The sequence below is a fragment of the Pseudomonas antarctica genome (assembly GCF_001647715.1).
In the GTDB taxonomy this organism is placed as follows: domain Bacteria; phylum Pseudomonadota; class Gammaproteobacteria; order Pseudomonadales; family Pseudomonadaceae; genus Aquipseudomonas; species Aquipseudomonas antarctica_A.
The window spans coordinates 1709116-1730413 of record NZ_CP015600.1 but is presented as its reverse complement, the minus strand read 5'-3'; the positions used below and the strand labels follow the sequence as shown (position 1 = coordinate 1730413).

Sequence of the window (21298 nt, the reverse complement as noted above, 5' to 3'; positions counted from 1 at the left end):
CCAGCCACGGTGGGCAATGCCCGCCGAGCTACCTGATCCGTAGCGCCAGAAAAACGCCTCGAAGCGTTTTCGCCAAAATAAGAACAATAACGGAGTTCACAACGATGCTGTCGACACAGCCCCAGGCTTGCCCGCCTGTTCGTTTTTCTCGCCTTGCCCACACCGCCCTTGCCAGTGCCACTGCCCTTGCCGGCTTCTCGCCGCTGAGCCAGGCTGCCTTCTTCGAAGACAGCAGCGGCACCCTGGAAACCCGCAACATGTACTTCAACCGCGACTTTCGCGACGGCACCAGTGCGCAGCAATCCAAGCGCGATGAATGGGCCCAGGGCTTTATGCTTAACCTGCAATCGGGCTACACCGACGGCACCGTCGGCTTCGGCGTGGATGCATTGGGCATGCTCGGCGTCAAGCTCGACTCCAGCCCCGACCGCACCGGCTCTGGCTTGCTGCCCACCGACAATGGTCGGGCTGTCGACGAATACTCCAAACTTGGCCTGACCGGTAAAGTGAAGATCTCCGCCACCGAGCTCAAAATCGGCGCGCTGATCCCCGAACTGCCGATCCTCAAGCCCAATGACGGGCGCATTCTGCCGCAGACCTTCAACGGCGGATTGCTCACGTCCAAAGAATTCAAGAACCTGGTGTTTACCGGTGGCCGCCTGGACAAAGCCAAGGACCGCGACTCCACCGACTACGAAGACATCGCCCTCAACAACAAGAACAGCCGCTTCGTCAGCGGCGCCACCGGCAAGCACTTCAACTTCGGTGGCGTGGACTACAAATTCGCCGACAAGATCACCGGCAGCTACCACTTCGCCCAACTCGACGACGTCTACCGCCAGCACTTCCTCGGCCTGGTGGCCTCACGCCCGATGGGCCCTGGCACCTTCGGCGCCGACCTGCGCCTGGCCATCAGCGATGACACCGGCAGCGCCCGTGGCGGCAAGATCGACAACAAATCCCTCAACGGTCTGTTCAGCTATGCCCTCAACGGCCACAAGCTCAGCGCCGGCTACCAGCACATGTCTGGCGATAGCGCCTTTCCCTACGTGGATGGGAGCGATCCGTACCTTGTCAACTTCGTGCAGATCAACGACTTTGCCGGCGCCGAAGAACGCTCCTGGCAAGCGCGCTACGACTACGATTTCGCCAAGCTCGGGATTCCCGGCCTGAGTTTCATGAGCCGTTACCTGTCGGGTGACAACATCAAGCTCAGGAACGGTGAGACCGGCAAAGAGTGGGAACGCAACAGCGAGATCCGCTACATCGTGCAAAGCGGCACATTCAAGGATGTCGCCCTGCGCCTGCGTAACGCCACGTACCGTTCCAACTATTCGGCCCGTGATGCGGATGAAGTACGCGTGCTGGTGAGTTATAGCCTCGCACTTTGGTAAGTAGCCTCTAATAACAACAAAGACGGAGATAAAAATGACCTATTCACTGCGTAAATTGGCCCTCGCCGCCGGCTGCATGCTGTTCGCCGGCCAACTGCTGGCCACCGACGAACCCAAACGCCCGGAGTGCATCGCCCCGGCCTCGCCCGGCGGTGGTTTTGACCTGACCTGCAAACTGGCGCAAAGCGCGCTGGTCAACGAGAAGTTGCTGAGCAAGCCGATGCGCGTCACCTACATGCCCGGCGGCGTGGGCGCGGTGGCCTATAACGCGGTGGTAGCACAGCGCCCGGCGGATGCGGGCACGCTGGTGGCCTGGTCCAGCGGTTCACTGTTGAACCTGGCCCAAGGCAAATTCGGTCGTTTCGATGAAAGCGCCGTGCGTTGGTTGGCGGCGGTGGGCACCAGTTACGGTGCCATTGCCGTCAAAAGCGATTCGCCCTACAAGACCCTCGACGATCTCGTAAAAGCCTTGAAGAAAGATCCAGGCAGCGTAGTGATCGGTTCCGGTGGCACCGTCGGCAGCCAGGACTGGATGCAAACCGCACTGATTGCCAAGGCCGCCGGGATCAACCCGCGTGAACTGCGCTATGTGGCCCTCGAAGGCGGCGGCGAAATCGCCACCGCCCTGCTCGGTGGCCATATCCAGGTGGGCAGTACCGACATTTCCGACTCCATGCCGCACATCCTCAGCGGCGACATGCGCCTGCTCGCCGTGTTCGCCGAAGAGCGCCTGGACGAGCCGGAAATGAAGAATATTCCTACCGCCAAAGAGCAAGGCTACGACATCGTCTGGCCGGTAGTTCGCGGCTTCTACCTCGGGCCAAAAGTCAGCGACGCCGACTACGCCTGGTGGAAAGACGCGTTCGACAAACTGCTGGCCTCCGAAGACTTCGCCAAGCTGCGTGACCAGCGCGAGCTGTTCCCGTTCGCCCTGACCGGCCCGGAGCTGGACACCTACGTGAAGAAACAGGTGGCTGACTACAAAGTGCTGGCCAAAGAGTTCGGCCTGATCCAGTAAACGCCCCTCCGTGGGAGCGGGCTTGCCCGCGAAAGACTTCAACGATGACGCGTGCTGCCTGGATACACGCGGCGTCCTTGCGTTCTTCGTGAGCAAGCGCGCGCCTACAAGAGTCTCCAAGGAGTTTCCTATGCTCTTACAACGCATTTTCGCCTCGGTGATGCTGCTGGCCTGCGCCGGTCTCGCGCTGATGGCCTGGCCGTATCAGGCGGCATTTTCCTACGAGCCGGTCGGGCCTCGTGCCTACCCACTGCTGATGCTCGGGCTGATGAGCCTGGGCCTGATCTACATGCTGTTCCGCCCACAACCGACCAAGCACACCGAGGAAGAACCCGCCCTGGACCGCGACACGCTGGTCAAGATCGGTATCTGCGTCACGTTGTTGATCGTGTTTGCCGCGACCTTCGAGTCCCTGGGTTTCATCCTCAGCAGCATGCTGATCGGCATCCCGATGGCACGCCTGTATGGCGGCCGCTGGTTGCCGAGCGTGGTGATCGTCACCTTGATGGCTATCGGCCTTTACCTGCTGTTCGATAAAGCCATGGATGTACCGCTGCCCCTCGGCCTGCTTGAAGTTCTGGAGAACTGATATGGATACGTTCAGCTATTTGGGCCAGGGCTTCGGCGTTGCACTGACCCCTTATAACCTGGTGACCGCCCTGTGCGGCACCTTGATCGGCACCGTGGTCGGCCTGCTGCCGGGCCTGGGCCCGATCAACGGCGTGGCCTTGTTGATCCCCATCGCGTTCGCCCTGGGCCTGCCGCCGGAATCGGCGTTGATCCTGCTGGCAGCGGTGTACCTGGGCTGCGAGTACGGCGGCCGTATCAGTTCGATCCTGTTGAACATCCCTGGCGAAGCCTCCACCGTGATGACCACCCTCGACGGCTACCCGATGGCCCGCAAAGGCCTGGCCGGTGTAGCGCTGTCGTTGTCGGCATGGAGTTCATTCATCGGCGCGTTCATCGCCACCTGCGGCATGGTGCTGTTTGCGCCTTTGTTGGCCAAATGGGCGATTGCCTTCGGCCCGGCGGAATATTTCGTACTGATGGTCTTCGCGATTGTCTGCCTCGGCGGCATGGCCGGTGACAAACCGCTGAAGACATTTGTTGCAGCGCTGATCGGCCTGTTCCTCTCGGCCGTCGGTATCGACGCCAACAGCGGCGTGTACCGCTTTACCGGCGACAACATCCACCTCACCGATGGCATTCAATTTGTGGTGTTGGTGCTGGGCCTGTTCTCCATCAGCGAGATTCTTTTGCTGCTGGAAAAAACCCACCGTGGCCAGGAAGCGGTGAAGGCCACTGGGCGGATGATGTTCAACCTGAAGGAAGCTTCCTCGGTGTTCGTGGTTAACATCCGCTGCGGCCTGCTGGGCTTCATCATGGGCGTATTGCCAGGTGCCGGTGCAACGCTGGCGTCAGCAGTTGCCTACATGACCGAGAAACGCCTGGCCGGTGCCAGCGGTAAATTCGGCCAGGGTGACATGCGCGGCCTCGCTGCGCCGGAAACCGCGATCGGCGCTTCCGCGTGCGGCGCGCTGGTGCCGATGCTGACCCTGGGCGTGCCAGGTTCGGGCACCACGGCGGTGATGATCGGCGCCCTGTCGCTGTACAACATCACCCCCGGCCCACTGCTGTTCCAACAACAGCCGGACATCGTCTGGGGCCTGATCGCTTCGTTGTTTGTCGCCAACATCATGCTGGTGATCCTCAACATCCCGATGATCCGCATCTTCACGCGCATCCTCGCCGTGCCGAACTGGGCGCTGGTGCCAGTGATCGCCATCATCACCGCGATCGGTGTGTACGCGGTTCACGCCACCACCTTCGACCTGTTCCTGATGGTCGGCATCGGCATCTTCGGCTACCTCCTGCGCAAGCTGGACTTCCCGCTGTCGCCGGTGCTGCTGGGCTTTATCCTCGGTGGCCTGATGGAGCAAAACCTGCGCCGTGCACTGTCGATCTCCAACGGTGCGCTGGACATCCTCTGGTCAAGCCCGATCACGTTCGGGGTGTGGGTGCTGACCGTGCTGATGCTGGCCTTCCCGCTGGTGCGTATCTACCGTAAACGTGCCCTGCAGCGTCGTGCCCTGGCCGATGTCTGAGGTCACCTTTAAACAATGGTGGGCAACACCGCTGGTCGGCCTGGCCGGCGGTTACCTGGCCAGCCTCGTCGGCTGGCCTTTGCCGTATATGGTCGGCTCGTTGCTGGCGATCATTCTGGTGCGCTGCCTGACGCCGTGGCAGTTGGCGGAGATTCCCGGCGGGCGCAAATGCGGCCAATGGGTGGTGGGCATCGGCATCGGCCTGCACTTCACCCCGGTGGTGATCGAGCAGGTGATGAGCCACTTCGGCCTGATTTTCTTCGGCGCGCTGATCACCAGCGTGTCGAGCATCGTCGGCGTGTGGTTGATGCGCCGCAGCGGTGAAGACCGCGCCACTGCGTTTTTCTCCAGCATGCCGGGCGGCTCCGGGGAGATGGTCAACCTCGGCGCACGCAACGGCGCGGTGCTCAGCCGTGTCGCGGCAGGGCAGAGTTTGCGCGTGCTGGTGGTGGTGCTGTGTGTGCCGGCGATTTTCAAGTATTTGCTGGAAGGCGGTGCGCCGCAGTTTCATCCGGCGCCCGTGAGCTGGACGTGGCTGGCGCTACTGTTTCCGCTTGGCGCACTGGTGGCCTGGGGCTGGCAGCGTTTGCGCCAGCCCAACCCGTGGTTGTTCGGGCCGCTGCTGGTAAGCGCGACTGCCAGTGTTGTCTGGGACTTGCATATCGGCTTGCCCGACGGCGGCAGCCAGATCGGTCAATGGCTGATCGGCAGCGGTTTGGGCTGCCACTTCAACCGTCAGTTCTTTCGTCGGGCACCGTCGTTCATGGCCCGTACGCTGGTAGGTACGGCGTTGACAATGGCGCTGGCGACATTGGCGGCAGTGGGCTTGAGCGCCCTGACGCAGTTGGACTTGCGCTCACTGACGCTGGGCATGATGCCGGGCGGCATTGCCGAAATGAGCCTCACCGCCGAGACCCTGCAACTGTCGGTGCCTTTGGTAACGGCGATGCAGGTCATGCGCTTGTTGTTTGTGCTGTTTCTGGCGGAGCCGCTGTTCCGGCACTGGAACCGCCAGCCGGAATAAGTTTAAAGCCTTCACTGAATTCCAAGGTGGGAGCTGGCTTGCCTGCGATGCAGGCACCTCGATGTTTCAGTCAGACCGAGGGGATGCCATCGCAGGCAAGCCAGCTCCCACATTGGACGGTGTTGAACCTTAGAGTGGCGGCAACCGCCACTCAATCGGCGCCTCACCATTCTGCTCAAGAAACTTGTTGGTCCGGCTGAAATGCCCGCACCCCAGAAACCCGCGATACGCCGAAAGCGGCGACGGATGCACTGACGTCAGCACCAGGTGTTTGGTCGCATCCACCAGCTTTTGTTTGCCCTGCGCGTGGGCACCCCACAACAGGAACACCAGGTGCGGCTGGTGCTCACTGACCACTTCGATAACTCGGTCGGTAAAGAACTGCCAGCCTTTACCCGCATGCGCGTTGGCAGTGGCGCGCTCCACGGTCATGGTGGTGTTGAGCATCAGCACGCCCTGATCGGCCCAGCTTTGCAGGCAACCGTGGTTGGGAATGTCGATGTTCAGGTCGCGCTTGAGCTCTTTGTAAATATTCACCAGGGACGGCGGCGTCGGCACACCCGGTTGCACCGAAAAACACAGACCATGGGCCTGGCCAGGGCCGTGGTACGGGTCTTGGCCGAGGATCACCACCTTGACCTTGTCCAGCGGCGTGGAGTTAAGCGCATTGAAAATCAGCGGACCCGGCGGGTAAATCTCTTTGCCGGCGGCATGCTCCTGGCGCAGGAATTCGCGCAGTTCGGCCATGTAGGGCTTGTCGAACTCATCCCGCAGGGCATGTTTCCAGCTGGGTTCGAGTTTGATACGGTCGCCTTCGGTCATGGTGTGTTCATCGTGTAAAAAAGAATGGGCGAACCCTAGGAAAGCCGACCCCGCTTGTCAATTGATCTGATACACAACCGGCACTTTCCGTTGAAGCGATCATACTGAACCTTCACTTTCTCGATTGAGGTCACGATGAACCTGCACTTCGAAGAGCTGACCGGCAGCGACGGTGCCCGCCTCGGCATCGCCAGCCTGGACGCTGAAAAGTCCCTCAATGCGCTCTCCTTGCCCATGATCCTGGCCTTGAGCGATCGCCTGGATGCCTGGGCCAAAGACCCGAATATCGTCTGCGTGCTGCTACGCGGCAATGGGCCAAAAGCCTTTTGCGCCGGCGGTGAAGTCCGCAGCCTGGCCGAGGCCTGCCGTGAACTCCCCGGCGAAGTGCCTGCCCTGGCCGCGCAGTTCTTCGCTGCCGAATACCGCCTCGACTATCGCCTGCATACCTACCCAAAACCACTGATTTGCTGGGGCCACGGCTATGTGTTGGGCGGTGGCATGGGCCTGCTGCAAAGCGCGTCGGTGCGTATCGTCACACCGAGCAGCCGCCTGGCCATGCCCGAGATCAGCATCGGCCTGTACCCGGATGTCGGGGCCAGTTGGTTCCTGTCGCGGCTGCCGGGCAAACTCGGTTTATTCCTTGGCCTCACCGGTGCGCACATCAATGGTCGTGATGCGCTGGACCTGGGCCTGGCTGACCGTTTCCTGCGCGATGACCAGCAAGAAGAATTGATCGAAGGCCTGCTGCAACTGAACTGGCAGGAACAAACCGCCATGCAGCTCAACAGCCTGCTCAAGGCGCTGGCCCAGGAAGCCGTCAGCCAGCAACCCGAGGCGCAATGGTTACCACGCCGTGCGCAAATCGATGAATGGCTCGATGTGGGTGATGTGCAGAGTGCCTGGCGAGCCTTGAGCCCGTTGCGCGAACATGCCGACCCACTCTTCAGCCGCGCCGGCAAGACACTCAGTGAAGGTTGCCCGCTGACTGCGCACCTGGTGTGGGAACAGATCCAGCGGGCTCGGCACCTGTCTTTGGCCCAAGTGTTCCAGATGGAATACACCCTGAGTCTCAATTGCTGCCGTTACCCGGAGTTCAGCGAAGGCGTGCGGGCGCGTTTGATCGACAAGGACCAGCAGCCCCATTGGCATTGGCCCGATATCAACACAGTCCCGGACGCCGTAGTCCAGGCGCACTTTACCAAGGCGTGGGAAGGCAGAAACCCACTGGCCGACTTATCAGACTACTGACAGGTGATCAGTGCAGCCGCCTGACCGTGAATGAACAATTGTCCGGCTGGCTGTCCTGGCAGATGTAGACGTCCTGATTCAACGGATCAGTGGTGAGTTGCCAATGCAAAGTGGCCGTGAGTGACATGGTGTCGAGCTTCCCCGGCGTGTCATACCGCAAAGCCATCATCTGGCCGTTGCCCATGCGGTATAGGCACTTGTCCAGGTGGCCGTTTTCCCGCTCCTGCCCTTTGCCCGGCGTGAAGAGTGCGCCAATGAAACGATCGGCAAAATCATCCACGTCGACCTTGGGGCTTTGCCAGAGTGACTGCCCGCTGGAGGCTTGGAAATAACCGTCCGCATATTTGATCGATGAGGGATACGGACAGCCCTGCTCTGCCTTGAGCGGTGTAATCCCGGCTGTCGTAAAAAAGACTGCACACACTAATTGTTTGATCATGAGGCGCTGGTTCCATTAGCCCACTGGTTCCTGGACACGCACAACGGCGCTCCCACAGTGAACTGCATCTGAAACACTGACGATAGCTGTTAAAACTGACAGTACCGATAAACCGCAGCGCAAAAAAAGCGGCGCTTGATGCGCCGCCTCACGTCCAGACCTGCTACCGGTGGCCGCCGCGCCCCCCTCCATGATCAGATCCACGACCTCGGCCACCATTGCCCCAGTGACCGCCTCCCCAGCCCTGGTTCGGGTACGGCCGGTAAGCAGGCCTTGGGTAATAACGCGGCGCTGGCTGGTAGTAACGCGGCGGCGCGTAGTAACTGCGTCCATACGAGTAGGTGGGGCAACCGTAGTAATAGGCCGGCGCCGGTGCGGTATAGACCTCCGAGCGATAGTAAGTGGCGCCGCCATCGTAATAAGGCACACACGCAGAAAGGGTCAGGCCGAATAAAGCGCTAAGCAGCAGTCGTCGATACATGGCGGCCTCCTGGACCGCGGGAGAGCACCTCCAGCGACGCTGGAGGGCGGCATTCATCTTTCACTGAATGACGAAACATCTGACATCAAAAACCGAATCTGGTGCGTTTCTGTAACAACTTGGTACATCTGCGCTGCAGCCAGGTGTCGTCCGGCTCGCCAACGCCCTGGGACTGACCTTTTCCAACAACCGGGTTTCTGTCAGCACTGCGGCATCCACGCTGAATGGCCTGGTCAGCTAGTTACAGCGGTAATCGCCTCATTACTGTGCGCCGGCGCACCGACCTGACGCACAACCCTTCGCGCGCAAGCCCCACGGCGCCCATGCCGGGCTGAAAAGCCGGGCGCTTGCCTCACTTGGCACGACTCTCGCTTTACCTCCCTCGTGCAGGATTTATTACAGGTTCGCGGCACCACAATTTGCAATGGCTGACTAGGGTTCCGGCTCGCTGATCGCGAGTGGCTGGTCCGAGAGTTGGCGACCTCCAGTTGAGGTTACACGGCGGGATAAAAGCCCGGGAGACAAGCCACCGTTCACGGTGCCGCGTTGCTCCTGCTCGCCCTTGATCAACTGGAGAAGCCCCATGCCCTCAATCCGTTTACCCGCCCTGCTCGCCGCCGCCTTTGCCGCCTTGATGAGCGTTCACACCCAAGCCGCCCCCAAAGACCACTTCAGTGTGTGCTGGACCATCTACGCCGGTTGGATGCCGTGGGAGTACGCCGGCAGCCAAGGCATCCTCGACAAGTGGGCCAAGAAGTACGGCATCAAGATCGACATGGTGCAGCTCAATGACTATGTCGAATCCATCAACCAGTACACCGCCGGCCAGTTCGACGGCTGCACCATGACCAACATGGACGCCCTGACCATTCCTGCCGCCGGAGGCGTGGACAGCACCGCGCTGGTGGTCAGCGACTTCTCCAACGGCAACGATGGCGTGGTGATCAAGGGCACCGGCAAGACCGTGGCGGACCTCAAGGGCATGAACGTCAACCTGGTGGAACTCTCGGTGTCCCACTACCTGCTGGCCCGCGCCCTGGAGTCGGCCGATCTCACCGAAAAAGACTTGAAAGTAGTCAACACCTCCGACGCCGATATCGCCGCGGCCTTCAACACCGACCAGGTGCAAGCCGTCACCACCTGGAACCCGATGCTCTCTGAGATCAAGGCCAAACCGGGCGTCACCGAAGTGTTCGACTCCAGCAAAGTGCCCGGCGAAATCATGGACATGATGGTGGTCAACACCCAGACCCTCAAAGACAACCCCAAGCTGGGCAAAGCGTTGACCGGCGCCTGGTTCGAAGTGGTTGCGCTGATGAACGCCAAAAACGCTGCCAGCACCGACGCGCTGGAGCACATGGCCAAAGCCTCCGGCACCGACCTCAAGGGTTTCCAGTCGCAACTGGACACCACCAAGCTGTTCGCCACGCCCAAGGAAGCCCTGGCCTTCGCCACCAGCGCGCAGTTGCCCGCCACCATGCGCAAGGTCGCCGAGTTCTCGTTTGAACACGGCCTGCTCGGCGAAGGTGCCAAGGACACCAGCGCCGTGGGCATGAGCTTCGCCAACGGCGTGACCAGCGGCGACAAAACCAACCTCAAGCTGCAGTTCGACCCCCGCTACGTGCAGATGGCCGCCGACGGCACGCTGTAAGAGGACCCGGCCATGCGCCTGATCAACCGTCACCCGGAACGCTCCAGCCGCCTGTTGTTGGTGATGCTGCCGTTCGCCCTGCTGCTGTTCGCCTACTTTTTGGGCTCGGCCGAGCGCCTGGCGGACAACCCCAACGACAAGCTGCTGCCCAGCGCCGTACAAATGGGCGACGCCATAAAGCGCCTGGCGTTCAGCGCCGACACCCGCACCGGTGAATACGTGCTGTGGCAAGACAGCGCGTCGAGCCTGCGCCGCCTGGCCATCGGCCTGGGTATCAGTGCCCTCGCCGGCCTGTGCCTGGGCATCGCCGCCGGAACGCTGCCGCTGTTTGGCGCGCCGTTGTCGCCGCTGCTCACGGTGCTGTCGATGGTGCCGCCGCTGGCGATCCTGCCGATTCTGTTCATCGTGTTCGGGTTGGGGGAATTGTCCAAGGTGATGCTGATCGTCATCGGCATCACACCGGCCCTGGCGCGCGATCTGGAACAGCGCGCCCGGGAAATTCCCGTCGAGTTGCTGGTCAAGGCGCAGACCCTCGGCGCCTCCACCTGGACTTTGATGCTGCGCGTGGTGCTCCCGCAATTGCTACCGCGCCTGCTGATCTCACTGCGGTTGATGCTCGGCTCGGCGTGGTTGTTCCTGATCGCCGCCGAAGCCATCGCTTCCACCGACGGTTTGGGCTACCGGATTTTCCTGGTGCGCCGCTACCTGGCGATGGACGTGATTTTGCCTTACGTGGTGTGGATCACCCTGCTCGCCTGGCTGATGGACTGGGGCCTCAAAACCCTGACCCGGCGTGCGTTCCCCTGGTACGAAGGAGCGCGGGCATGAGCTTTATCAGCGTCAACAATGTGTGGCAGCGCTATGGCGACCAGGTCGTACTTGAAGGGCTCAACCTGCAGGTCGATGAGGGTGAGTTCTGCACGCTGGTCGGCACCTCGGGCTGCGGTAAATCCACCTTCCTGCGCCTGCTGCTGGGCCAGGAAACTGCGAGCAAGGGCCAGATTCTGCTGGATGGCCAGGCGCTCGCCGCCGAGCCGGATGCGAGCCGTGGCGTGGTGTTCCAGCGCTACTCTGTGTTCCCGCATTTGACCGTGCTGGATAACGTCGCCCTCGGCCTTGAGCTGCCCCGCTCGCCGTTGCTGGGGCGGCTGTTCGGCAGCGCCAAACACCACGCACGGGAACAGGCTGCGGCACTGCTGCTCAAGGTCGGCCTGGGCCACGCGCTGGACAAATACCCGGCGCAGCTCTCCGGCGGCATGCAACAACGCCTGGCCATCGCCCAGGCCCTGATCATGAAACCTCGTGTATTGCTGCTGGACGAACCCTTCGGCGCCCTCGACCCGGGCATTCGTAAAGACATGCACCAGTTGCTGCTGGCGCTGTGGCGCGAAACCCGGCTGACGGTGTTCATGGTCACCCACGACCTGAGTGAAGGCTTCAGCCTCGGCACGCGCTTGCTGGTGTTCGACAAGGTTCGCCTCGACCCCCACGCCCCCGGCGCCTATGGCGCCCGCATCACCTACGACATCCCTTTGAACAGCGAGCGCCGCAAAGCGCTCGCCGCCGAACTTGGAGCCACTTCCAAATGACCGATTCCACTCAACTGTTCCCCCCGTTCGCGGAAGAGATGCTGCCCGGCGGCGGCCACCGCTCCTTCGTGCTCAAGCGCGGCCAACTGCTGCGCCTCACCGACATTCGTGGCGGTGCCAACGTCAGCCTGACCCTGCTCAACGCCAACGAAAAAACTGAGCGCCTGAACCTGCCCGACAGCCTCAAGTGCCAACACACCGCCAAGCTCACCAGCGGCCACTGCCTGTACTCGGACATGGGCCGCGTGCTGGCCGCCATTACCGCCGACACCTGCGGCTGGAGTGACAGCATCGGCGGTGTGTTGTGTGCGTCCGAAGTGGCCGAGAAATACGGCCAGGGCCGCTATCAGGAGCTGCGCAACGGCTTCTTTCGCAACGGCACCGATAACCTGCTGGTGGAATTGGGCAAGTGGGGGCTGGGGCTGTCCGACCTGCTGATGACCCTCAACCTGTTCAGCCGCGTCAGCGTAGAGAGCGACGGTGGCTTGCACTTCGTGCCGGGCAATTCCAAGGCTGGCGACTACATCGAGCTCTACGCGCCGATGGACACGCTGGTGGTGCTGACCGCCTTGCAACACCCGATGGACCCCAACCCGAACTACGCCCCACAGCCGCTGAAACTCAGCTGGATGAACGCCGACCCCAGTGTCGCCGAACACTGCCGCACCTCGCGCCCGGAAAACGAGCGCGGCTTTATCAACACCGACCGCCTGTTCGCCTGAGGAGCTGCCATGTCTATCGCACTGAAACACCCGGACGCGGCCGTGTACCGCGCCACTATTCCCGCCGGCGAGCCCTGGCTGATGGAGGTCAAGGCCGGCCAGACCTTGCGCATCCTCGACCTTGAAGGCAACCAGGCTGTCGACACGTTGTTCTACAGCCTTAAAAACCCGCGCGAGCGCTACGACGTGCAGCGCACGTTACGTCGGCAAAACAGCGTGTACCTGGGCACCGGCAGCGTGCTGTATTCCAACCTTGGCCAGCCGATGCTGACCCTCGTCGACGACACCTGCGGGCGCCACGACACCCTCGGTGGCGCCTGTGCCCAAGAGAGCAACACCGTGCGCTATGCCCTGGAAAAACGCTACATGCACAGCTGCCGCGATAACTACCTGCGCGCCTGCGCCCACGACGGTCGGCTGGGTAAAAGCGACATCGGGCCGAACATCAATTTCTTCATGAATGTGCCGGTCACGGCCGACGGCGGGTTGACCTTTGAAGACGGTATTTCCGCCCCCGGCAAGTACGTCGACCTGCGCGCGGAAATGGATGTGATCGTGCTTATTTCCAACTGCCCGCAACTGAACAATCCGTGCAACGCCTACAACCCGACCCCTGCGGAGTTACTGGTATGGAACTGAAACTCAAGCGCCTGCGTAAATGGTTGTTCACGCTGTGCCAATCCCGCGCCGGGCAGTGCCTGCAAAAACGCTGAAGGTTCCCTGTGGGAGCTGGCTTGCCTGCGATGGCGGTGAATCATCCAATAAATAAGGGGAGAGACACACCACCATCGCGGGCAAGCCCGCTCCCACAGTTGACCGCTTTCACCACCCGAGATTTGCGCCATGGACGACCCTGGCGCGTACCCCAATTGGCGGGACGGCCCGCAGGGTTTTGCCATGTTCGAAAAACTCTTGATCGCCAACCGTGGCGCCATCGCCTGCCGCATCCTGCGCACCTTGCGTGAGCTGCACGTCAAAGGCGTCGCCGTGTACGCCGAAGCCGATGCGGCCAGCCTGCATATCCAGCAGGCCGACGAAGCCTATAGCCTCGGTGAAGGCGCGGCGGCCAGTACCTACCTGGCGGTAGAAAAAATCCTCGCCACCGCCAAGGCCTGTGGGGCCAGGGCGATTCATCCCGGCTACGGCTTCCTCTCGGAAAACGCCGCCTTCGCCGAAGCCTGCGAAAACGCGGGTATCGCGTTTGTCGGGCCGACGCCTGAACAACTGCGCGTATTCGGTCTCAAGCACACCGCGCGGGCCTTGGCCAAGCAACACCAGATCCCGTTGCTGGAAGGCACCGAGCTGCTGGACAGCCTTGATGCAGCACTGTCAGCGGCCGACACGGTGGGCTATCCAGTCATGCTCAAAAGCACCGCCGGCGGTGGTGGCATTGGCATGCGCGTATGCCGCAGCGCAGCCGAGTTGAGCGACGCCTTCGAGGCAGTCAAACGCCTGGGGCAGAACAATTTCAGCGACGCCGGTGTGTTCATCGAGAAGTACATCGAGCACGCTCGCCATCTGGAAGTGCAGGTGTTCGGCGACGGCACTGGAGAGGTGATCGCCCTCGGCGTGCGCGACTGCTCCGTGCAACGGCGCAACCAGAAAGTCCTCGAAGAAACCCCCGCACCGAACCTGCCCGAAGGCATGGCTGAGGCCTTGTGCTCGGCCGCTATCACCCTGGCCAAAGCCGTGAACTACCGCAGCGCTGGCACCGTGGAATTTATCTTTGACAGCGCCGATGGCCACTTCTATTTCCTAGAAGTGAACACGCGCCTGCAGGTGGAACACGGCGTCACCGAGCAAGTGTGGGGCGTAGACCTGGTGCGCTGGATGGTGCAACTGGCGGCGGGTGAATTACCGCCATTGAGTGGGCTTGCGCTGCACCCCCGTGGCCATGCCATTCAAGCGCGACTGTATGCGGAAGACCCGGGCAAGGATTTCCAGCCGAGCCCTGGCCTGTTGACCCGCGTGGACTTCCCGGCTACCGAGGGGTTGCGGATCGATACCTGGGTAGAAGCCGGTTGCGAGATTCCAGCGTACTTCGACCCGATGATCGCCAAGCTCATTACATGGGCGCCGACCCGCGAACAGGCGCGCCTGGATTTGCATCAGGCCTTGAGCGACAGCCAGCTCTACGGCGTGGAAACCAACCGCGACTACCTGCGCCAGATTTTGCTGGCCACGCCCTTCGCCAGCGGTCGGCCATGGACGCGCTGCCTGGAAGGCCTGGTCTACAGCGCCGACACCTTTGAGGTGCTCAGCGCCGGCACGCAAACCAGTGTGCAGGACTACCCGGGGCGCCTCGGGTACTGGGCCGTCGGCGTGCCGCCGTCCGGGCCGATGGACAGCCGTGCGCTGCGCTTGGGTAATCGCCTGTTGGGCAATAGCGACGGCGCCGCCGCGTTGGAAATCACCATGAGCGGGCCGACGGTGCGCTTCAATTGTGCTGCCGTTGTGGCAGTGACGGGCGCCGATATTCCACTGTTGCTGAACGAGCAAGCGGTGCCGATGAATACCGCGCTGTTGATTGAGCCCGGTGCGGTCTTAAGCCTTGGCAGCCTCGCAGGACCAGGCGCGCGCAGTTACCTGTGCGTGCGTGGCGGGCTGCAAGTGCCGGACTACCTGGGCAGCAAAAGCACCTTCACCCTTGGCCAGTTCGGCGGGCATGGCGGGCGGGCTTTGCGCGCGGGTGATGTGCTGCACGTGTTGCCATTGCAGGACACAAGCGCGGGGCAACGCCTGGTCGCCGAACCCTTGGCGCAAACACGCACGCTGCGAGTGATTTATGGCCCGCACGGTGCGCCGGAATACTTCAAGCCCGAGTACATCGACACCTTCTTCGCCACCCAATGGGAAGTGCATTTCAACTCCAGCCGCACCGGCGTGCGGCTGATCGGGCCGAAGCCTGTTTGGGCGCGCACGGACGGCGGCGAAGCGGGGCTGCACCCGTCGAACATCCATGACAATCCCTACGCGATAGGGGCAGTGGATTTTACTGGCGACATGCCGGTGATCCTCGGGCCGGATGGGCCAAGCCTGGGCGGGTTTGTGTGCCCGGTGACGGTGATCGAGGCGGACCTCTGGCAGCTGGGGCAGCTCAAGGCTGGTGACAAGCTGCGCTTCGAGCCGGTGAACATTCAGACCGCCCGTGATCTCGCCTTGAAATGGGATCAAAGTGGGAGCGGGCTTGCCTGCGATAGCAGCCACTCGGTACTTCAAGCAGACCCCAGTGATGCCATCGCGGGCAAGCCCGGCGCCCACACTGGCCACCCTCCACTTAACCTCGAGTCGCCTGTGGTGCTGGACATCGGCCAAGCCGACACCCGCCTCGTCGCGCGCCTCGCCGGCGACACCCACCTGCTGCTGGAAATTGGCGCCGCCGAACTCGACCTGGTACTGCGCTTTCGCGCCCACGCCCTGATGCAGGCGCTTGCAGCCCGCGCCCTGCACGGCGTGATCGACCTGACGCCGGGCATCCGCTCCCTGCAAATCCACTACCAGCCCGAACAACTGCCACTGGCCGACCTGCTGCCGCTGATCACCACGCACTGGGCCGCCGTGTGCGCCACGACGAACCTGCAAGTGCCCTCGCGCATCGTGCATTTGCCACTGTCGTGGGACGACCCGGCGTGCCAGCTGGCGATCGAAAAATACATGACCACCGTGCGCAAGGACGCGCCGTGGTGCCCGAGCAACCTGGAGTTCATCCGGCGCATCAACGACCTGGCCAACCTCGATGAAGTACGCCACACCGTGTTCGACGCCAGCTACCTGGTGATGGGGCTGGGCGACGTCTACCTCGGCGCGCCGGTGGCGACCCCGCTGGACCCGCGCCACCGCCTGGTGACCACCAAATACAACCCGGCCCGCACCTGGACCGCCGAAAACTCGGTGGGCATCGGCGGCGCTTACCTGTGCGTGTATGGCATGGAGGGCCCGGGCGGCTATCAGTTTGTCGGGCGCACGTTGCAGATGTGGAACCGCTACCGGGAAGTTGCAGCGTTTGACGGCAAGCCGTGGTTGTTGCGGTTCTTTGACCAGATACGGTTCTACCCGGTGAGCAGCGATGAGTTAGTGCAAATTCGTCGCGATTTCCCTCTGGGGCGCTTTGAGCTGGGCATCGAGCACAGCCAGTTGAACCTGGCGGATTACCAGGATTTTCTCGCGCGGGAGGCCTCAAGTATCGACGCATTTCGCGCGCACCAGCAGCACGCTTTTAATGCCGAGCGCGAACGCTGGATCGCCAGCGGCCAGGCGCATTACGACAGTGAAGAACTGGCCACGCCAATCGGCGCAGACGCGCCTCTACAGGCCAACGAAGTCAGCGTCGACAGCCCTCTCGCCGGCAACCTCTGGCAAGTCCAGGTGGCGACGGGTGATCAAGTGTCGGCCGGCGATGTGCTGGTGGTTCTTGAGTCCATGAAGATGGAAATTCCGGTAGTGGCACCCTTCGCCGGTACCGTGCGCGAGATTCCGGTGCAACCCGGCAGCGGCATCAGCGCCGGGCAACGGGTGGTGGTGCTGGAACGTGACTGACTTTTCTTTTTCGACAGGCGGACAAGCCATGAATCTGCAACTGGACAACCTGCGCAATGCCTACCTCAGCGGCGACACCACACCCCGCGATCTGGTGCTGCAATTGCGCGAAAAAGCTGCGCAGTTGAACCCCGACTATCACCTGTTTATCCACCTGCTCAGCGTGGCGGAACTGGAGCCGTACCTGGCGGCACTGGACGCTCGCGAACCGTCCGAACTGCCGCTGTTCGGCGTGCCGTTTGCGATCAAGGACAACATCGACCTGGCGGGCATTCCCACCACAGCGGCGTGCCCGGCCTTTGCCTATGTGCCGACGCGCAGCGCGACGATTGTCGAGCAACTGATCGCCCTGGGCGCGGTGCCGCTGGGCAAGACCAACCTGGATCAATTCGCCACCGGGCTCAATGGCACCCGCTCGCCCTATGGCGCCTGCCCCAACAGTGTGTTGCCGGAGTATCCATCGGGCGGCTCCAGCGCGGGGTCGTCGCTGGCCGTCGCCCTGGGCGTGGCGAGTTTTGCCCTGGGCACCGACACCGCCGGTTCCGGGCGGGTGCCTGCGGCGCTGAATAACCTGGTGGGGCTCAAGGCGAGTAAAGGGCTGATTTCCACGGCGGGCGTGGTACCGGCGTGCCGTACGCTGGATTGCGTCACCACCTTTACCCGCACCGCGCGCGAAGCCAGCCAGTTGCTGGCGTTGACCGCCAGGCTGGACCCGCTGGACGCCTACAGCCGCCAGAACCCGGCCTGGAATGATGCCTCGGCGTTCGGAACGCCGAAGCCGTTTCGCTTTGGCGTACCCCGCGAGCAGGACCTGGAATTCTTCGGCTGCGAGCAAGGCCCACAGCTGTTCCAGCAGGCCATTGCGCGCTTGATTGCCCTCGGCGGCAAGCCCGTCACGCTGGACCTGTCGCCCTTCCTCGAAGCCGCACGCCTGCTCTACGAAGGGCCGTGGGTGGCCGAGCGCTACAGCGTCGCGGGTGAATTGATGGCGCGTGATCCAGAAGCGGTGTTGCCGGTGATTCGTGCCGTGTTGGCCAAGGCGCCAGCGGTGAGCGGCGTCGACACCTTCCGCGCTCAGTACCGTCTGCAAAGCTTGAAAGCGCAATGTGACCTCTTGCTGAAAGCACTCGATTGCGTGCTGACGCCGACCATCGGTCGCCCGGTCACGCTGGAAGAACTGCGTGCCGAACCGGTGCTGCGCAATGCCGAACTGGGCTACTACACCAACTTCATGAACTTGCTCGACTACGCGGCCGTCGCCGTGCCCAGCGGCTTGATGGAAAACGGTTTGCCCTGGGGCGTGACGCTGTTTGGTCGGGCGTTTACCGATCAATACCTGCTGGGTGTAGCCGATGCGTTGCAACGCCAGCAGGATGCGTCGCTGGACGCACCGGCAAGCAGCGCCAGCCACGACGTCACGCGGCTGGTGGTGTGCGGCGCGCACCTGCAAGGGCTGGCGCTTAACCCGCAATTATTACGCCGGGGCGCCCGCTTGCTGGAGCGCACCCACAGCTCAGCGGACTATCAATTGTTCGCCCTGGCCGGCGGGCCACCTTATCGCCCCGGCATGCTGCGGGTGAGCGAGGGCGGCGTGGCCATCGAGGTGGAAGTGTGGGAGCTGCCGAGCGGCGAACTCGGGTCTTTCCTGACCGGCATCCCTGCGCCCTTGGGCATCGGCAAGGTGCAACTGGCGGACGGGCGCCGGGAAAGTGGGTTCATCTGCGAGCCCTACGGTTTGACGGGTGCCCTGGATATCAGCCACTTCGGCGGCTGGCGTGGCTACCTGCACAGCTTGCAATAGCGCGGCGGCGCTGTATCGTGCGGGGAACTGCATAGCCCTGCCCGATACAGCCTGAACCGACCGATGACCACGCCAAACCTCTGCCCCGCCTGTGGTGCCCGCAACGACTGCGCCCTGGCCGACCCGCGCACCGCCGACCAGGCCTGCTGGTGCTACAGCGTCGCCATTGACCCGGCGGTACTCGAAGCCCTGCCCGATGAACTGCGCAACACCGCTTGCCTGTGCCCGCGTTGCGCGCAGGTGGAGGCGCAACTGCGTGAGGCGGGTTCAGCGTAATGCGCGTTGATCGTTTCCTCAGCAATTTGCCGCGTTTCAATCGCCAGCAAGTGCGCTTGCTGCTGGTTGAGCGACGGGTGACGGTCGATGGTGTGGCCGTCAGCGATCCGCACCATGACGTGCGCGAATTCAGCCGCGTGTGCGTTGACGATGAGGTTGTGCAGGCCGGCAAACCGGCACGTTATTTCATGCTGCACAAACCTCAAGGCTGCGTCAGCGCCACCTCGGACCCGCAACACGCCACGGTCCTCGATTTGCTGGATGAACCCGACAAGGGCGAACTGCATATTGCCGGCCGCCTGGATTTCAACACCACCGGGCTGATGCTGATCACCAACGACGGCCAGTGGTCACGGCGCCTGACCCAGCCGCAGACCAAATTGCCCAAGGTTTACCTCGTACAAACCGAGCAGGCCATCGGCCCGGAGTACGCGGTGACGTTTGCTGCGGGTCTGTATTTCGCGTTTGAAGACCTCACCACCCAACCCGCCGAGCTGGAACTGCTAGGGCCAAGGACAGCGCGGCTGAGCATCATCGAAGGCCGCTATCATCAGGTGAAGCGTATGTTCGGGCATTTTGATAACAAGGTGATCGGCTTGCACCGTGAGCGAATGGGGCCTTTGGAGCTGGATGCATCCCTTGCAGCGGGTGAATATCGGGCGCTGAGTGACGACGAAATCGCCCAAGTCTGACGACCGTTCGGCCGGTGATGGCAAAAAACCAGCCTATTGCCTTGCGAGGTGGCGGCTGTGCTGCTTGAATCAAGACGTCAGCCAAATTATGACTGGCGAGTCGCCTATAACCTCCAAGAAACACCTTGCCCCGCCCGCGCTTGATCTACGGGCTTCCCAGGCAAACAGCCCGCCATAACAACACCTCTCGGCCAGCCGCCATCGGACCGACATGGGCCCTCCTCTTCCAGGCGTATGCCTACCTGTCACAAAGCTCGTGCAGAGTGATCTGCGCGCACTACCCGCTTGCCAGGAGTCTTACGACATGAGGCCAGAAATCGCTGTGCTGGATATACAGGGTCAGTATCGGGTTTACACGGAGTTCTATCGCGCGGACGCAGCTGCCAAGACCATTATCCTGGTCAACGGCTCCATGGCCACCACGGCGTCCTTCGCCCAAACCGTGAAAAGCCTGTACCCGCAATTCAACGTGGTTTTGTACGACCAGCCCTACGCCGGCCGCTCCAAAATCCATAATCGCCATGAGAAGATGCTGACGAAGGAAATCGAAGGCCAGCTGCTGCTGGAACTCATCGACCACTTCGCCGCTGAACACGTGCTGTCGTTTTCCTGGGGCGGCGCGGCCACCCTGGTTGCCCTCGCCCACCGGCCGCGGCGCGTGGAAAAGGCGGTGATCAGCTCGTTCTCACCAGTGATCAACGCGCCCATGCGCGACTACCTTGAACGTGGCGTCGACTACCTCGGCAACCTCGACCGCGACCGCGTCGGCCACCTGGTCAACAGCACCATCGGCAAACACCTGCCGTCGCTGTTCAAACGCTTCAACTACAAACACGTCAGTAGCCTGGCCGAGCACGAATATGGGCAGATGCACTTCCACATCAGCCACGTACTCAACAGCGATCGGCTGTGCTACCTCAAGGCGGCCCGGCAGATCGACATTCCAGTGCTGTTTTTGAATGGCGAATGGGACGAATACACCAGCGCCCACGACGCCAAGTTGTTTGGCCAGCATGTGGCCAACAGCAGCTTCAGCACCATCCAGGCGACCGGGCATTTTCTGGACATGGAACACAAAGCGGCATGCCGGGATAGCCGAGAGGCCGTGGTGGGCTTTTTGAAACCGGAGCGGCAGGTTAGCCGATTGCGCTATCACCCAGGGCAGACGCAGCATGCCTTTGCGATCTGAACCGCTTATGTGGGAGCCGGGCTTGCCCGCGATGCAAGCGCCTCGGTGTATCGGTTGCACTCAGGTGACGCCATCGCAGGCAAGCCCGCTCCCACGCAAGCTTGCGCGAGCATGAGGTCCGTTCGTCGACTGGCTGGATGAACGCAACCCACACATTTTTCGAAGAAAAACTTCAAATCCCGGCGAACATCTGGTACAAAGTCAGCCGCTCTGAGCGGGTATAGTTTAGTGGCAAAACGAAAGCTTCCCAAGCTTTAGTTGAGGGTTCGATTCCCTCTACCCGCTCCACTCAAATAGTGCACTCACGTCAG

General features: G+C 62.1%; 19 protein-coding genes, 1 tRNA gene and 1 riboswitch. Of the genes, 17 read left to right on the top strand and 3 right to left on the bottom strand.

Annotated features, from left to right (window positions below; translation table 11 throughout):
* Positions 1-104: 104 nt before the first annotated feature.
* From A7J50_RS07930 to A7J50_RS07910, 5 genes are all read left to right on the top strand, one after another.
* On the top strand, positions 105-1394 hold the full coding sequence (locus A7J50_RS07930; RefSeq protein ID WP_064451305.1) for an OprD family porin: 1290 nt from the start codon (positions 105-107) through the stop codon (positions 1392-1394).
* Positions 1395-1428: 34 nt separating this feature from the next.
* Positions 1429-2412 (top strand): Bug family tripartite tricarboxylate transporter substrate binding protein, encoded by a 984-nt coding sequence (locus tag A7J50_RS07925; protein WP_064451304.1) that lies wholly within the window; start codon positions 1429-1431, stop codon positions 2410-2412.
* A gap of 130 nt (positions 2413-2542) precedes the next feature.
* Positions 2543-3001, top strand: a complete 459-nt coding sequence (locus A7J50_RS07920; protein ID WP_064451303.1) for a tripartite tricarboxylate transporter TctB family protein — start codon at positions 2543-2545, stop codon at positions 2999-3001.
* 1 nt (position 3002) lies between these two features.
* Positions 3003-4517: a tripartite tricarboxylate transporter permease gene (locus tag A7J50_RS07915; protein WP_064451302.1), complete on the top strand. Its 1515-nt coding sequence runs from the start codon at positions 3003-3005 to the stop codon at positions 4515-4517.
* Entirely contained in the window at positions 4510-5541 is a 1032-nt protein-coding gene (locus A7J50_RS07910) for an AbrB family transcriptional regulator (RefSeq protein ID WP_064451301.1), read from the top strand. The genes A7J50_RS07915 and A7J50_RS07910 overlap by 8 nt, the downstream gene beginning before the upstream one ends.
* 129 nt (positions 5542-5670) lie before the next feature.
* Here the strand turns inward: A7J50_RS07910 and ung are convergent, their stop codons facing one another.
* On the bottom strand, positions 5671-6363 hold the full coding sequence (gene ung / locus A7J50_RS07905) for a uracil-DNA glycosylase (protein WP_064451300.1): 693 nt from the start codon (positions 6361-6363) through the stop codon (positions 5671-5673).
* Positions 6364-6498: 135 nt separating this feature from the next.
* Here ung and A7J50_RS07900 point away from each other — a divergent pair, with 135 nt between their 5' ends.
* Positions 6499-7611: an enoyl-CoA hydratase/isomerase family protein gene (locus A7J50_RS07900; RefSeq protein ID WP_064451299.1), complete on the top strand. Its 1113-nt coding sequence runs from the start codon at positions 6499-6501 to the stop codon at positions 7609-7611.
* A 7-nt stretch (positions 7612-7618) separates the two neighbouring features.
* Here A7J50_RS07900 and A7J50_RS07895 read toward each other — a convergent pair whose 3' ends face one another.
* Positions 7619-8050 carry a DUF3757 domain-containing protein gene (locus tag A7J50_RS07895; RefSeq protein WP_064451298.1) on the bottom strand — a complete coding sequence of 144 codons (432 nt, stop codon included), beginning with the start codon at positions 8048-8050 and terminating at the stop codon, positions 7619-7621.
* 163 nt (positions 8051-8213) lie between these two features.
* On the bottom strand, positions 8214-8531 hold the full coding sequence (locus tag A7J50_RS30490) for a hypothetical protein (protein ID WP_082895844.1): 318 nt from the start codon (positions 8529-8531) through the stop codon (positions 8214-8216).
* A 421-nt stretch (positions 8532-8952) separates the two neighbouring features.
* Positions 8953-9054, top strand: a riboswitch (guanidine-I (ykkC/yxkD leader).
* Between the two features lie 60 nt (positions 9055-9114).
* Here A7J50_RS30490 and A7J50_RS07890 point away from each other — a divergent pair.
* From A7J50_RS07890 to A7J50_RS07840, 11 genes are all read left to right on the top strand, one after another.
* On the top strand, positions 9115-10182 hold the full coding sequence (locus A7J50_RS07890; protein WP_064451297.1) for a putative urea ABC transporter substrate-binding protein: 1068 nt from the start codon (positions 9115-9117) through the stop codon (positions 10180-10182).
* Positions 10183-10194: 12 nt separating this feature from the next.
* Entirely contained in the window at positions 10195-11010 is an 816-nt protein-coding gene (locus A7J50_RS07885) for an ABC transporter permease (RefSeq protein ID WP_064451296.1), read from the top strand.
* Complete coding sequence (locus A7J50_RS07880; RefSeq protein WP_064451295.1) at positions 11007-11771, top strand: ABC transporter ATP-binding protein; 765 nt, start codon at positions 11007-11009, stop codon at positions 11769-11771. The genes A7J50_RS07885 and A7J50_RS07880 overlap by 4 nt, the downstream gene beginning before the upstream one ends.
* Positions 11768-12493: an urea amidolyase associated protein UAAP1 gene (locus A7J50_RS07875; protein ID WP_064451294.1), complete on the top strand. Its 726-nt coding sequence runs from the start codon at positions 11768-11770 to the stop codon at positions 12491-12493. Before A7J50_RS07880 ends, A7J50_RS07875 begins: the two co-directional genes overlap by 4 nt.
* A 9-nt stretch (positions 12494-12502) precedes the next feature.
* A complete protein-coding gene (locus tag A7J50_RS07870; protein WP_064451293.1) occupies positions 12503-13132 on the top strand; it encodes an urea amidolyase associated protein UAAP2 in 630 nt (209 codons plus the stop codon).
* Between the two features lie 258 nt (positions 13133-13390).
* Complete coding sequence (gene uca, locus A7J50_RS07865; RefSeq protein ID WP_064454873.1) at positions 13391-17029, top strand: urea carboxylase; 3639 nt, start codon at positions 13391-13393, stop codon at positions 17027-17029.
* A gap of 28 nt (positions 17030-17057) precedes the next feature.
* A complete protein-coding gene (gene atzF / locus A7J50_RS07860) occupies positions 17058-18830 on the top strand; it encodes an allophanate hydrolase (RefSeq protein ID WP_064451292.1) in 1773 nt (590 codons plus the stop codon).
* Between the two features lie 63 nt (positions 18831-18893).
* Positions 18894-19106 (top strand): cysteine-rich CWC family protein, encoded by a 213-nt coding sequence (locus tag A7J50_RS07855; RefSeq protein WP_064451291.1) that lies wholly within the window; start codon positions 18894-18896, stop codon positions 19104-19106.
* Positions 19106-19798: a 16S rRNA pseudouridine(516) synthase gene (locus A7J50_RS07850; protein WP_064451290.1), complete on the top strand. Its 693-nt coding sequence runs from the start codon at positions 19106-19108 to the stop codon at positions 19796-19798. Before A7J50_RS07855 ends, A7J50_RS07850 begins: the two co-directional genes overlap by 1 nt.
* Positions 19799-20102: 304 nt before the next feature.
* Positions 20103-20987: an alpha/beta fold hydrolase gene (locus tag A7J50_RS07845; protein WP_064451289.1), complete on the top strand. Its 885-nt coding sequence runs from the start codon at positions 20103-20105 to the stop codon at positions 20985-20987.
* Between the two features lie 214 nt (positions 20988-21201).
* Positions 21202-21275 (top strand) — tRNA-Gly (locus tag A7J50_RS07840).
* The last annotated feature ends 23 nt before the right edge of the window (positions 21276-21298 follow it).

Coding starts and splice junctions, on each gene's coding strand:
- A7J50_RS07890 (WP_064451297.1), top strand. CDS start 9,115: ATGCCCTCAATCCGTTTACCCGCCCTGCTCGCCGCCGCCTTTGCCGCC.
- A7J50_RS07915 (WP_064451302.1), top strand. CDS start 3,003: ATGGATACGTTCAGCTATTTGGGCCAGGGCTTCGGCGTTGCACTGACC.
- A7J50_RS07900 (WP_064451299.1), top strand. CDS start 6,499: ATGAACCTGCACTTCGAAGAGCTGACCGGCAGCGACGGTGCCCGCCTC.
- ung (WP_064451300.1), bottom strand. CDS start 6,363: ATGACCGAAGGCGACCGTATCAAACTCGAACCCAGCTGGAAACATGCC.
- A7J50_RS07910 (WP_064451301.1), top strand. CDS start 4,510: ATGTCTGAGGTCACCTTTAAACAATGGTGGGCAACACCGCTGGTCGGC.
- A7J50_RS07875 (WP_064451294.1), top strand. CDS start 11,768: ATGACCGATTCCACTCAACTGTTCCCCCCGTTCGCGGAAGAGATGCTG.
- A7J50_RS07870 (WP_064451293.1), top strand. CDS start 12,503: ATGTCTATCGCACTGAAACACCCGGACGCGGCCGTGTACCGCGCCACT.
- atzF (WP_064451292.1), top strand. CDS start 17,058: ATGAATCTGCAACTGGACAACCTGCGCAATGCCTACCTCAGCGGCGAC.
- A7J50_RS07850 (WP_064451290.1), top strand. CDS start 19,106: ATGCGCGTTGATCGTTTCCTCAGCAATTTGCCGCGTTTCAATCGCCAG.
- A7J50_RS07920 (WP_064451303.1), top strand. CDS start 2,543: ATGCTCTTACAACGCATTTTCGCCTCGGTGATGCTGCTGGCCTGCGCC.
- A7J50_RS07845 (WP_064451289.1), top strand. CDS start 20,103: ATGAGGCCAGAAATCGCTGTGCTGGATATACAGGGTCAGTATCGGGTT.
- A7J50_RS07930 (WP_064451305.1), top strand. CDS start 105: ATGCTGTCGACACAGCCCCAGGCTTGCCCGCCTGTTCGTTTTTCTCGC.
- A7J50_RS07925 (WP_064451304.1), top strand. CDS start 1,429: ATGACCTATTCACTGCGTAAATTGGCCCTCGCCGCCGGCTGCATGCTG.
- A7J50_RS07880 (WP_064451295.1), top strand. CDS start 11,007: ATGAGCTTTATCAGCGTCAACAATGTGTGGCAGCGCTATGGCGACCAG.
- uca (WP_064454873.1), top strand. CDS start 13,391: ATGTTCGAAAAACTCTTGATCGCCAACCGTGGCGCCATCGCCTGCCGC.
- A7J50_RS07855 (WP_064451291.1), top strand. CDS start 18,894: ATGACCACGCCAAACCTCTGCCCCGCCTGTGGTGCCCGCAACGACTGC.
- A7J50_RS30490 (WP_082895844.1), bottom strand. CDS start 8,531: ATGTATCGACGACTGCTGCTTAGCGCTTTATTCGGCCTGACCCTTTCT.
- A7J50_RS07885 (WP_064451296.1), top strand. CDS start 10,195: ATGCGCCTGATCAACCGTCACCCGGAACGCTCCAGCCGCCTGTTGTTG.
- A7J50_RS07895 (WP_064451298.1), bottom strand. CDS start 8,050: ATGATCAAACAATTAGTGTGTGCAGTCTTTTTTACGACAGCCGGGATT.